We start from the raw sequence: 12,681 nt of genomic DNA on the forward strand, positions 1-12,681 counted from the left end.
TCATGCCTTCCGTTCAAGCAATCGACATGCCACACTGATCTGCACGGCTTGAGAGCCTGGGCTTTCGGGCCGTCTTGGCGTGGTCCATGCAGGGATTGCCATGGATCTACGGTTTGTCCCACCCCCTGCCCCGGGGGTGTGGCGGCATTTATGTATACCTAAACTCGTTTTCAGGAATGCAAATGGCAATCATTGGTGCACAAGAAGGCAGCAGATGCCTGCCGATTGATCAAAGCGGGCGCGCCCCGGCCGCTGGCGAGACCCTTGCGGACCGCATCCGCCGGGCGCTGGAGGCGGATATTTCCTCCGGCCGCCTCGAACCGGGCAGCCGCCTGGATGAGCAGGAGATTGCAGTCCAGTTCGGCGTTTCCCGCACGCCCGTGCGCGAAGCCTTCCGGCTGCTGGCGGCCAGCCACCTGGTGGAGCTGCGCGGCCGGCAGGGGGCGGTGGTGCGCACCATCGGCGCCCATGCCCTGGTCGAGATGTTCCAGGTGATGGCGGAACTGGAAGGCCTGTGCGCCCGCCTCGCCGCCCGCCGCGCCGGCTCCGCCCAGATCGCCCGGATGGAGGCGATTCACGCGCGGCTGGAAGAGGTTGCCGCCACCGGCGACATCGACCTCTTCTATGATGTGAACCAGGAGTTCCATGAGGCTGTGTACGAGGCGTCGGCCAACGGCTTCCTTGCCGACCAGACCCTGCGGCTGCGCAACCAGGTGGCGGCCTACCGGCGCCGGGTCACCCACCGGCCCAGCCGGATTTCCAAGACATTGAAAGAACATGGCGAGGTCATCGCCGCCATTCGCCGGCATGACGACGAGGCCGCGCAGAAGGCCATGCGCGACCATGTGAACCTTCTGGGCGACGACCTCCTGGACTTCCTGGCAGCCTATGGCTGACCCGCTGCCGATTTTTGGTATGCAATTTGCTTGAGTTTGCATATCCAGATCGGCCAGAGATCGACACCCGGAGATCAAGCTTGAACCTCGACCTCACCAGCAAGAGCGCCCTCATCACCGGCGCCTCCAAGGGCATTGGCCTTGCCACGGCCCGCGTGTTCGCCGCCGAAGGGTGCCATCTGCACCTGGCCGCCCGGAACGGCGAGGCGCTTGCCGCCGCCAAGGCCGAGATCGAGGCGGCCCACGGCGTGAGCGTGGCCATCTACCCGGTGGACCTCTCCTCCACCGAAGCCATGGAAACCCTTGCCGCGGACGTGGGCGACGTGGACATCCTCGTCAACAATGCCGGCGACATCCCGGCCGGATCGCTGGAGGTGGTGGACGATGCGGCCTGGCGCCGGGGCTTCGACCTGAAGGTGTTCGGCTACATCACCCTGTCGCGCGCCTATTACCGGCGCATGCGCGGCAAGGACGGCGTCATCGTCAACGTCATCGGCAATTCGGGGGAGAACTGGGACGCCAGCTACATCGCCGGCTCCACCGGCAATGCCGCCCTCATGAGCTTCACCAAGGCCTTGGGCGGTGCCAGCCTGAATGAGGGCGTGCGCGTGGTGGGGGTCAATCCCGGCCCGGTCGCCACCGATCGCATGCTTAAGATCATGAAGGCCAAGGCCACCGACATGCTGGGCGCCGCCGAGCGCTGGGAAGAGCTGTTCGACAAATATCCCGGCAAGCGCCCCGCCACGGCGGAGGAGGTGGCCGACCTCGTGGCCTTCCTCGCCTCGCCGCGCGCCGGCTACATCACCGGCACCAATGTGACCATCGACGGCGGCATCTCCGCCCGCGGCTCGGTCATCTGACGCGGCCTTTCCCTGCGGCGCCCGCCCCGCGGCGGGCGCGCGGCCAAACCTTCAAGGACCGCCTTATGTCCACCGCCCGCCAGCGCAACCGCTATTTCGACACGCTCTTCTCCACCCCCGGCCTCATGTGGATGGGGCAGAACACCAACCATATTCCCGCCCACCCGGCGGTGGAGGCGGCCATGATCGCCTCCGTCAAGGCCCAGGAATTCAATGCCTATGCCCCGCCCATGGGGTTCGAGGCCCTGCGCGCCGGCATCGTCGAAGACCTCGGCACGCCGGGGGCGGAGGCCCTCGTCACCGAGGGCGGGGTGAACGCGCTGGCCATGGTGTGCCGCGCCTGGTGCCGGCCGGGCACCACCTTCGTCACCACCGATCCCACCTGGAAATGGCCGTGCCTGTTCGCCGCCCAGATGGGGGCGCAGGTGATCGAGATTCCCATCTACGATCCGGCGGTGAACTACCGCCTCACCGCCGAGGCGCTGAAGGCCCACGTGGATGAGCGCACCGCCATCATCTATCTGGTGGACCCCAATAATCCCCTCGGCATCCGCTACACGCGGGAGGAGATCGAGGCGTTCTGCGCCATCGCCCGCGACTGCGGCGCGCTGCTGGTGCACGACTGCACCTATCGCGATTTCGCCGATGGGCATCACCCCGCGCTCCATGCCGCGCCGGAGGGCGCGCTCGTGTCGCTCTCCTTCTCCAAATGGCTCGGGCTTGCCGGCCTGCGCATCGGCGCCCTCGTCGGCGCGCCGGGCCTATTGGACGAATGCGCCGCCCGCGCCACCTCCGTGCTCGGCGCCAGCGTCGTCGCGCAACGGGCGGCGCAGGCGGGCCTAAAGGTGAAGGGCGAGTGGATGGGAACCGTGCGCGCCATCGACCGCGCCAACAAGGAGAAGATCCGCATTGCGGCCGAGGCCATCGCGGGCCTGAGTCTGCCGGTCTATCCCTCCCACGGCAATTTCCTGGTCATCGAGACGCAGGCCGCCGGCATCCGCCCCGAGGCGCTGGTGGAGGCGGCCCGCCGCCGGGACATCATGATCCGCCAGGGCACTTACCACACAGCCCGCTTCGGCGACCGCTTCATCAAGGTGTCCACCTCGGTGCCGCCCGCATGGGCGGACCGCTTTGCCGAACTGCTGCCGGCGCTGGTGGCGGAGGCCCGCACCCTCAACGACGTGCCGGCCCAGTTCTGAGGATTTCCACCATGACCCACCAGGACCTTTCCGCCACCCACACCATCACCGCCCCGGACGGGGTGCGCCTGCACGTGGAGGAGGCAGGGCAGGGCACGCCCATTCTCTTCATCCATGAATTCGGCGGCAACCACATGAGCTGGGAACCGCAGATGCGGTTCTTCGCCCGCCGCCATCGCTGCATCACCTATGCCGCGCGCGGCTATGCCCCCTCCGACATCCCCACGGACGTGGAGGCCTATTCGCAAGCCATCGCCGCCGACGATGCGGTGGCGGTCCTCGACGCCCTCGGCATCGGCAAGGCGCACATCGTCGGCCTCTCCATGGGCGGCTTCGCAACCGTCCATTTCGGCCTCAGGACGCCCGAGCGCGCCCTCTCCCTCACCGTGGCCGGCGCCGGCTATGGCTGCGAGAAGGACTATGAGGACTATTTCCGCGGCGTCTCGCTGGCGGTGGCGGAGAATTTCGAGAAGCTGGGCGCCAAGGACTTCTCCAGGATCTATGCGCTGGGCGCCAGCCGAGTGCAGTTCGAGACCAAGGACCCGCGCGGCTGGCGCGAATTCGCCGATCGCCTCGCCACCCATTCGGACACCGGCGCGGCGCTGACCATGCGCGGCGTGCAGGCGCGCCGGCCCTCCTTCTGGGACCTGGAGGCGGAGCTGAAGCAGCTGCTGGTGCCCACCCTGGTGATGGTGGGCGACGAGGACGACCATTGCCTCCAGCCCGGCATCTTCCTCAAGAAGACCATCCCTGCCTGCGGCCTATGCGTCTTCCCCAAGGCCGGGCATACGCTGAACCTGGAGGAGCCGGCCCTGTTCAACGCCCAGCTCGCCGAATTCATCGCCCAGGTGGAGGCCGGAAAATGGCTGCCGCGGGACCCGCGCGCCATTCCCGGCCAGATCATGCGCACCGCCTGAGGGGGAGCGACTTTGATGGAGGAAACCGTGACCAGGCCCCTATACCCCTCCATCGACCCGGACCGCCTGTGGCGCCGCCTGATGGCGCTGGCGGAAATCGGCGCCCTGCCCGGGGGCGGGGTGGACCGGCAGGCGCTGAGCGAAGGCGAGATCGACGCCTGGCGCCTCGTCATCGGCTGGGCCGAGGCCGAGGGGCTGGAGCCCTCCTGCGACGATGCGGGCAACCTGTTCCTCGTCCTGCCGGGCGCGGACCGGGCCGCGCCGCCGGTGCTGGCGGGCAGCCACCTGGACACCCAGCCCAACGGCGGCAAGTTCGACGGCGCGGCGGGCGTGCTCGCGGCGCTGGAGGCGGCCGTGGCGCTGAAGGCGGCCGGCGTGGCGCGCCGGCGCGATCTGGCCGTGGTCGCCTGGATGAACGAGGAAGGCTCCCGCTTCGCCCCCGGCATGATGGGCTCGGAAGTGTTCGCCGGCGCGCACGCGCTTGCCGACATCCGTGCCGTGCGCGATGCCCGCGGCGTCAGCGTCGGCACCGCGCTCGACCGGCTGCTGGCCGCCTTTCCCGAGGTGCCCCGCCAGTTCCTCGGCTTTCCGGCGGCGGCCTATGTGGAGCTGCATATCGAGCAGGGGCCGGTGCTGGAGGCGGAATGCAAGGTGGTCGGCATCGTCACCGGCATCCAGGGCAAGAAGACCTGGGACATCTCCATCGAAGGCACGCCGGGGCATGCGGGCACCCTGCCCATGGCGCAGCGGCGCGATGCGCTCGCCGCCTTCACCCGCATGGCCCATCGCCTCTATGCAGAGGTGGGCGGGCATGACGGGGCGGTCATGTTCACCATCGGCCGCCTCATGGTGGAGCCCAATGCGCCTTCCGTGGTGCCCGCGCGCGTCACCTTCCGGGTGGACCTGCGCCATCCGAAGGGGGCCGACCTCGATCAGCTGGGCGCGCGCCTGGAGGCCATCTGCGCGCAGGAGGCCGGACCCTGCGGCCTGGCGCTGACCCGCCTCGTGGACGCTCCGCCCAATGATTTCGACGCCGGCCTGATGGCGGCCATCGCCGCTTCCGCCGCGCGCCGGGCCATCCCGGCCATGCCGCTTCTGTCCGCCGCCGGCCATGATGCCCGCCACCTCGCCAAGGTGTGTCCCAGCGCCATGATCTTCATTCCATGCCGCGACGGGGTTTCCCACGCCGAGACCGAATCCGCCGAGCCCGCCCATCTCGCCGCCGGAACGCAGGTGCTTGCCGATGTGCTGGCGCGCCTCGTCTGCGCCAAGGAGACCTGAGCATGACCACCGCCACCACCGCTGCGAAGCCCGACATGGCCGATCTGCCGGAGCAGCGGCCGCACGCCCCCGCCACCCCGGCCCAGGGCCGCGCCCGCTTTTTCAATTCCGGCAACGCCTTCAACATCAAGTTGCCGGCGGTGCCGGGGGCCCTGTTCACCGCCGAGCCGGCGCGGGCGCTGGCGGAGGGGGGCGGCACCGGCTTCATCCCCTGCGACCAGTCCGCCGCCATGGGCACGGCCTTCCCCGCCACCACGCCGCTGATGCTGGCGCGCTATGCGGTGGTGGAGCCGGGCGCGGGCTTCACGGTGGATTTTCGCGCCACCGGCTCCATCTGGTACGTGATTTGTGGCGCGGGGCAGGTGGACTGCCTCGCCGACACCATCGCCTTTGCGCCGGGGGACGTGTTCCTGCTGTCCTGTGCCCCGGCGCAGATCCGCGCCGGGGCGGAAAAGCTGGTGCTGTGGGTGGTGACCAACGAGCCCCAGCTCGCCCACGACGGCAGCCTGCCGCCCGATGCGGCGCGCCGGCCGGTGGCGCCGGTGCATTATCCGGCGGCGGAGATCGCCCGGCAGGTGGAGGTCATCTACGACCATGCGCACAATGCGCAGACCTCCGGCATCGCGCTCATCTTCTCCTGCGACACCCAGGCGGCGGGGCGCAACATCCTGCCCAGCCTCACCCTTTCCCTGAACACCCTGCCCGCCGGCGAAAGCCAGAGGGCGCACCGGCACAATTCCGCGGCCATCACCTTGGTGGTGCAGGGCGAGGGGTGCCACTCCATGGTGGACGGGACAAGGTGCCCGTGGTCTTCGTGGGCCACGCTGGTGACGCCGCCCGGCGCCGTCCATTCGCACCACAATGACGGCACCGGCCGCGCCTTGTTCCTCATCGTCCAGGACGGCGGGCTGCACTATCACGCCCGCACCATGGGCTTCGCCTTCCTGGACTGAGGCGCCGGGCGGGCGATGAATCGCCCGGGCCGCTTCAGCATGGGCAGATCCGGCGCGTGGGGCAGCCACCGCGATTGGACAGCCAGGGCCACATCCGCCCGCAAAAACAAACGCAATGCTGGAAATGTTGGGGGCAACATCCATCGGCGCGGCCCCAGCCGCGATCCAAGCTCACCGCGGTCTGCCGAAAGGCGCCCGATAGATTACTTATGTTTTCAGGTGATTAGGCCGCGTCATAGCGTAGTTTCGGATACGCACGGATGAGCAAAAATCACTCCCACTCGATGATTAACTGGAGCGGTAAGTATTTGAAGTTTCGATGAGTGTAAAACGGAGAAATAGACGGTTACCGTCATATATACCGTCAGATTCATACGCAATTGATTTTCCACAATAAATGTGGCGCGGTGCGCGGCATCGATCTGTACGTTTGCATTATATACGAAGCGCGGGAGAAATAGCTAGATCCGATCGCAAAAGTTCGCGATTGACTGCGATAGATGGCATGTTCGGATCCGTGTGCGGCCTTGCATCTCAACTTCTCACTGTTCATCCAAGTGGCAACCTTCTGTTCGGCTATCGGCTTAAGCCTTCCATCAGAGGCTATGTGCCCGCGGACCACTCACAGCCAAGCGTGTGACGTTTCCTCGCCAAAGCAGAGAAACAGCCGAGGCTTTGTCACATATCAAGCAGTCCAAAACGGGCGAGGGATTCGGCAATTTTCATCCGTCACGTAGATTGAGATCACGCACGGCTACAAATGCGCGATTGGTCTCAGCTGCGCGACGAGCCTTCTCCTCCAGCACGTCGATTAGCGACACCCTGCGTGAGAGGACTTCGTACAGATCAAGTCCGTCAGCACAAATCAGATTCGTTTGGCGCCCGCGCGAAAACGCCTCCAGCCCATCGACCGTGAATCCCGAATTGCTGACGAACAGACCGCGCGACCAGGACGCTTTGCCTGCGACCTTCCCAGAGAACGTCATCAAGTCGGCGAAGCCAATCTGCGGCCCGTGCCATTTGGCTTCCACCAAGTAGGTCTGCCCTTGCAGCTTGAAGCTGCCGTCGATTTGCTCCCCCACGAGCCGAAACGCACCGCGCGGCGCCAACCCGAAGCCAGCGAAGAGCTCATTCAGAAAGCCCTCGAAACGTAGGCCGCGCGCCTGCGGGTCCAGCTTCGTGATCTCGATGAGATGCGTTGCCAGTTCCTGAGCTTTGCCCGCGCTCAGCGTTCCAGCCGTCTGTGGCGGCGGGTCTTCGGCCTTCGGCGGCGCGAAGCTGTTGAGAAAGCCGGGATCAAGCAATTCGGGTATCTTGAACTCTACACCGGGAAGAAGACTGTTCAGCCGATCGATTTCGGCGCGCGTCAGGGGATTTCCCTTGCCGCGCCGATAGGTCATTGCCTGCCGAACGATCGCCACGATCAGCTTTGTGAAATACGACCGACGATGCTCCAGGGTGGACGTCAGGAGCTGGACGATCGCCGGTCTTTTGCTACCCGGAACCCACAGCTCACCGATCCCGGCCTGCGCCGCTGCCAATGGAAAGGCGGTCTTGTTGTTTCCACTTCCCGGCAGGAAATCATAGAAAAGATCGGCCAGGTCTTCGACAGTCTGCGCTTCGCGGAATGACAGCATCGTTAGTCGCCCTCGGCCTCCTGCATTCGCGCTTCAAGCTCGTTCAGGAACGGAGAGCGCCCCCAATACATCCTCCCGCTGCGCGTATCGACGTAACCAGAATATAGCATGTGGATTTCATCACGGGCCCGCGTCAGGCCCACATAAAACAGGCGCCGGCTTTCCCGTCGAGCCGCAGGTAGTTCATTGCGCCACGGCAAGCTGCCCAGATCGAGCCCCACCATGATCACCACGTCGTATTCGCAGCCCTTAGCGGAGTGCAGCGTCAAAAGATTGAGGTGGAGCGGGGAGCCGTCGCGACCGCCAAGGCTCGCAAGGTCGAGATCCGCAAGCGACCCACCAATGGCGAGCGCCGTCGACATACGGTCGACCTGTTCGCGCTGATCCCCCAAGCTCGGTTCGGCCGCCATCAGCGCGTCGAGCATTCCTGCCCGCAGCGCCGTTACGAAGTCTCGGGCTAGCCCCTCTTCAACCCGGAGCGCCCAGAGAAGCCGGGTGAGGCTTTGCAATTCCCCGCTGGCCTCCGCATCTGAGATTCGCGCGCGGTGGAAGCCGATCCACCGGTCCAACAAACCACGCAGTTGGGGCCGCGCTTCGCGCCAACCACCCGCGCACCATGCCGCGCAATCCTCGATCCAGCTCGTGAGCGCGACCTTCCGATAGGGCGCGGCCGTGTCGACGCGCACGAAGTCGAGCCCCGCAGCCGCAACGGCTTCCGCCACCACGTCGCCGGCGCGATAGTCCCGATAGAGGATGGCGATGTCGCCGAGTGCGCGTCCCGGTTTGGCGGCGAGCGCGGCAGGAATGATCTCAGCGACCGCGTGCGCGGCCTGACCTTCCAGCCCGTCGTCACATTTGACGAAAGCGATCACCGCCTGGCGATCCGGATCGTTCGATTGATAACCGCGCGCTTCGCCGAGCGCCATTTCTGAGGCGCTGACGATCCGCGAGGCCGAGCGATAGTTGAGCTGGAGCTGAACGCGCTCGACATCCTCGCGCTCGGCTAGCTCCTGCAGCAAAGCGCCGTCCGCTCCCGTGAAGCCGTAGATCGATTGATCAGGGTCTCCCACCGCAAAGAGGCGGACACCGCCGTCGAAGGCCACGCGCTTGACGATGCGATGCAACGCGACGCCGAGATCCTGATATTCATCGACCGCGAGCACCGGGAATTTTGCCTGCAGCAACGGGAGCACCCAATCGTGCTCTGAGACCAGCCGCTGACCGAAAATCACAAGGTCGTCGAAATCGACGAGACCTGTCCGCCGCAGCTCGGCCTCGTAGCCCTCAGCCCAGGCCGCAAGCTCCTCCTCGCTGGTCCAGTCTTCCGAGGTCCGGTCGAGGATTGACCGCCGATGACGTCCGAGGTCCATCGGTTTGTTCGGATGACCCACGCCGAAGAGCCTGTCGCCGATCCGCTTTATCACCTGGTCGCTCTGACGTTGAGTGGCGACCGCGAGCGGAAACGGGACCGGCAGATCGGCAAGCCGACCGTAGGGCATCAAGAGATGCCGCAGGCAAAAGCCATGGACCGTGCCGATGAAAAGATTCGGCGCCTCTCGCAGGCCGAGCCGTTCCAACCGGCGTGTCAGTTCGCGCGCGCACTCCTGGCTGTAGGTAATGCACGCCGCGCCGCGTGGCGCGCGTACATCTTCAGCCATGATCCGGGCTAGCTTAAGCACCAGCGTCTTGGTCTTGCCGCTGCCGGGGCCGGCGAGCACGACGCAATGGCCCGTCGAGTCATAGGCGGCTTGCTGGCCAGGGTTACTGGCCAAGTCCGCCGCCTGGGCGAGATATGCGGCGCTAACACTACGCAAGGGCATCGCGAATGTGCTCCAGCGCCCTCCGGATATAGTCCGGGCACGTATCCTCATCGACGTGCGGCGCCAGCGCCTGCGCGAAGCGCCCCTTGCCGATCCGTTCGATAAGCTTGATCAGGTGCTCCTCATCGAGCGTGTCGGCGTCGTCGACCCAGCCTTGAATCAGGTCGCGGGTCGCCTGGTTGATCGACAGCTCCTCCCCGATGACCTGCTGCATCGCTTCCGCCAGACCGCCGCAGAACAGCTCCGGCTCGAGCGTGTTGCCGTTTACGAAATAGCCGAGTGGCTCCGCACGGGCGATCACGGCGTCGGCGTCCAGCGGCGTGTAGTTCACGCCGTTCTCGACCAGGCGCAGCACATTAATGAGGCGGCGGCGCACCAGCGGCGGGTTCGCGCCGTTCGGATCGCGATCGGTCAGGATGACGTGGGGAATGTTCAGGCCCTGAGGACCCAGCAGCTTCACATAGGGCGTGAAATTGGTGCCGCTCACCGAGCAGACCGTGATGCCCAGCATGTCGAGCGGTATGCCTAGCGCCTCGGCGAATGCGGGAATGAGAAACCGCTCAGCATCGCCTTCGACGAGGATGACGCCTCGCGCAAAGAAGATCTCGCCCCGGCTGACGTCGATGTAGCGTTGGAGATCGGCCTCGTCGCGTGCGGTCAGCGGAGCCGTCGCTGTCGAGACCGCGGTCGTCGCGTCTTCGCCGGCATCGTGCCGGAGCAGGACGATCGAGCGGATCGGTGTGACGCTTGCAATATGCGGTGAGTGCGTCGTGAGGATGGTTGTGAGCGGCGGCACATCTTCCTCATCACCCGCAGCTCCGCCGAGGAAATACCGATAGACCAGCCGCTGCACGTGCGGATGTAGATGCGCCTCGGGCTCTTCGACCACGAAAAAGGTGTGGTCGCGCTCACCATCGGTCACCAGGCGATCAAGCTCGAGGCTCTTCAAGGCCAGGAAGATCAGATTGGCGGTGCCCAGGCTGGCGTCGCCAATGCCGCGCGAGCCATTGTCGATCAGCAGGCGCAGGCTACGCAGCAGCGCATCGACACGCGTTGGAGCCAGACCGAGCGTAAGCGGAACGGCGTGCTGCTCGCCCGCGATTGCGATCAAGCGGTCGCTGATCCGCTGCGCGGTCGCGACCACTTCAGCATGGCCGGCAAGCTCGGCCTGCGCCTCGTTGACCTGCTCTTGAATTTCGTCGCGCGCGTCTTCGTCGAGCGAGCTGGCCAACTGCTCGATCAGGGGCCTCAGCGGCGAGTTACGCCAGCTCGACAGGTCCTTCTCGGCGTCGCGGAGCGCCACCTGGACATCGAGCGGCAGCATCCGACGCAAGGATGATCCGATCGCCATATCGGGATCGTCGCCACCAAAAATGACGTACTCATAGTCGGCCAGGCTTTCCGGATCGCGGCCGAGATTTGCCTTTGGTTGGAAGCGGTACGTGAGGCGCGCGACCATCGGCGGGCCCGGATACACCACGCAGTCGTTGAGATGCGCCATGAGGCGCGGGTCGCCCGTGAAATCGGTCAGGTCGACGGAGATTTCGATTGTCTCGCCGAGCTTGTCCTCGCCCAGGCCGTCCCAGAAATGTTCGAGCCCGAGCTGGCGATCACGTTCCGACAGGCCCGGATCCAGGATCAGTTGCAGGGCGCGGATGAAGTTGCTCTTGCCGACCTTGTTCTCACCGACAATGACGATGCTCTCGCCGGTCTCGACATCAATGTCCGAGAAGTTTGCAAAATTTCTTATTTTTACCCGCGAGATGCGCAAACTTCTCTCCCAATCCTCACAGTACACGACGATTCTTGGTAGGGCCTTGATCGATCAGTAGGATTTCCGATTCGGCGGAGAGCGGATCGGGATTTTGCATGAGAAGAGACATCATCGCCGCTTTGAGGCATTGCCTGGACAAGCACTTGTCGATGCGCAAGAGCCGGCTTGAGAGCTTCTGCGTCCTTGTCGTCGGCGTTCTGCTGTCGCGCACCGTCAATCTAAGTCACCTTGCCGGGATGTTCCCGACGCGGGCGGAGATTGCTTCAAACTATCGCCGCCTCCAGCGTTTCTTCGAGCAGGTCGAGCTGGATAGCGATCAACTGGCCCGCGTCGTGGTGAGGATCGCACGGATCGGATCGGGGCCCTGGCTTCTTGCCCTCGACCGCACCAGTTGGAAGTTCGGGCGACGCGACGTCAACGTCCTGATGCTCGCCATCGTCCATAACGGCATCGCCATCCCGCTCATGTGGGACGTGCTCGACAGAGCCGGCAACTCGACCACGGCCCATCGCGAAGCCCTGCTGTCCCGCTTTTGCAATGTCTTCGGTGCCGAGGCTGTAGCCGGATTGATCGCTGATCGGGAATTCGTCGGCACGGCCTGGATGGCCTTTCTGGTCGAGAACAACATCCCGTTCATCCTGCGCATCAAGGACGCCTTCCAGATCCGTCTGGCTGATGGCCGCTGCTGCCCGGTCGTTTCCTTGTTCCGGAAGCTCGCCATCGGCGGACGCCGCTACGTGCGCGAAGATTGCCGCCTCGGTTCACGCGGCAGCGCTCTCGGGCCGCCCGTAAAGCTCGCGGCGACACGACTGGCCAGTAAGGAACTGCTCGTTGTGGCAACCAACACCGATCCCGGGATCGCCCTGGCCAACTATCGGCGGCGCTGGGAAATCGAAACCCTGTTCGCGGCCAGCAAGACGCGCGGTCTCAACCTCGAGGACACTCACATCACCAACCCGGAGCGGATCGCCAAGCTCATCGCCGTGCTGGCCGTCGCCTTCACCTTCGCTCATACAACTGGGGAATGGAGCGCCAGACATCGACCAATTATCATCAAGACCCACAAGCGCAAGGCAAAGTCGATTTTCCGCGTCGGCTTCGATCTGCTGAGAAAAATCCTGATCCAAGGAGGACGCGAAGCCGTTCAATGCTGGAACGCCATCATGACAGGGCAACCTCCAAATCCACAAGGCCCCAGAGCAGGCCCACATCCAGCATGAAAGAGTCGTGTACTGTGCCCAATCCTATTGATGCCAACCTGTTCAGGACGAGCCCTTGCACGGCATCCGCCGACTCTTGACCTAGAAAACAGTGTACACTTCGTGCTACACAACTTCAATATTT

General features: G+C 65.0%; 10 protein-coding genes. 7 read left to right on the top strand and 3 right to left on the bottom strand.

The genetic code is table 11. The features are described 5' to 3' along the window. Positions 1-182: 182 nt before the first annotated feature. From ACI7BZ_RS08730 to ACI7BZ_RS08755, 6 genes are all read left to right on the top strand, one after another. A complete protein-coding gene (locus tag ACI7BZ_RS08730; protein WP_414116777.1) occupies positions 183-896 on the top strand; it encodes a GntR family transcriptional regulator in 714 nt (237 codons plus the stop codon). Positions 897-976: 80 nt separating this feature from the next. Continuing rightward, positions 977-1,756 (top strand): SDR family oxidoreductase, encoded by a 780-nt coding sequence (locus ACI7BZ_RS08735; protein WP_414116778.1) that lies wholly within the window; start codon positions 977-979, stop codon positions 1,754-1,756. 65 nt (positions 1,757-1,821) lie between these two features. Beyond that, complete coding sequence (locus tag ACI7BZ_RS08740; protein WP_414116779.1) at positions 1,822-2,955, top strand: pyridoxal phosphate-dependent aminotransferase; 1,134 nt, start codon at positions 1,822-1,824, stop codon at positions 2,953-2,955. Between the two features lie 11 nt (positions 2,956-2,966). Next, positions 2,967-3,872 (top strand): alpha/beta fold hydrolase, encoded by a 906-nt coding sequence (locus tag ACI7BZ_RS08745; protein ID WP_414116780.1) that lies wholly within the window; start codon positions 2,967-2,969, stop codon positions 3,870-3,872. 27 nt (positions 3,873-3,899) lie between these two features. Beyond that, positions 3,900-5,153, top strand: a complete 1,254-nt coding sequence (locus tag ACI7BZ_RS08750) for a hydantoinase/carbamoylase family amidase (protein ID WP_414116781.1) — start codon at positions 3,900-3,902, stop codon at positions 5,151-5,153. A 2-nt stretch (positions 5,154-5,155) separates the two neighbouring features. Then, positions 5,156-6,106 carry a cupin domain-containing protein gene (locus ACI7BZ_RS08755; protein ID WP_414116782.1) on the top strand — a complete coding sequence of 317 codons (951 nt, stop codon included), beginning with the start codon at positions 5,156-5,158 and terminating at the stop codon, positions 6,104-6,106. Between the two features lie 722 nt (positions 6,107-6,828). Here the strand turns inward: ACI7BZ_RS08755 and ACI7BZ_RS08760 are convergent. Genes ACI7BZ_RS08760 through ACI7BZ_RS08770 form a run of 3 tightly spaced genes read right to left on the bottom strand, consistent with a single transcriptional unit; the run spans position 6,829 to position 11,334 of the window. Beyond that, positions 6,829-7,743 carry a restriction endonuclease gene (locus ACI7BZ_RS08760; RefSeq protein ID WP_414116783.1) on the bottom strand — a complete coding sequence of 305 codons (915 nt, stop codon included), beginning with the start codon at positions 7,741-7,743 and terminating at the stop codon, positions 6,829-6,831. Positions 7,744-7,745: 2 nt separating this feature from the next. Beyond that, a complete protein-coding gene (locus tag ACI7BZ_RS08765) occupies positions 7,746-9,563 on the bottom strand; it encodes an ATP-dependent helicase (RefSeq protein ID WP_414116784.1) in 1,818 nt (605 codons plus the stop codon). Then, the gene (locus ACI7BZ_RS08770; protein WP_414116786.1) at positions 9,550-11,334 is read right to left on the bottom strand and encodes an ATP-dependent nuclease; all 1,785 of its coding nucleotides are present in this window, start codon (positions 11,332-11,334) and stop codon (positions 9,550-9,552) included. The genes ACI7BZ_RS08765 and ACI7BZ_RS08770 overlap by 14 nt, the downstream gene beginning before the upstream one ends. 98 nt (positions 11,335-11,432) lie before the next feature. Between ACI7BZ_RS08770 and ACI7BZ_RS08775 the strand changes: the two genes are divergently transcribed. Then, positions 11,433-12,557, top strand: coding sequence for an IS4 family transposase (locus tag ACI7BZ_RS08775; RefSeq protein WP_414115299.1), 1,125 nt, complete (start codon positions 11,433-11,435; stop codon positions 12,555-12,557). Positions 12,558-12,681: the final 124 nt, after the last annotated feature.

This window comes from Xanthobacter sp. AM11 (assembly GCF_047444035.1).
Taxonomy (GTDB): Bacteria; Pseudomonadota; Alphaproteobacteria; order Rhizobiales; family Xanthobacteraceae; genus Xanthobacter.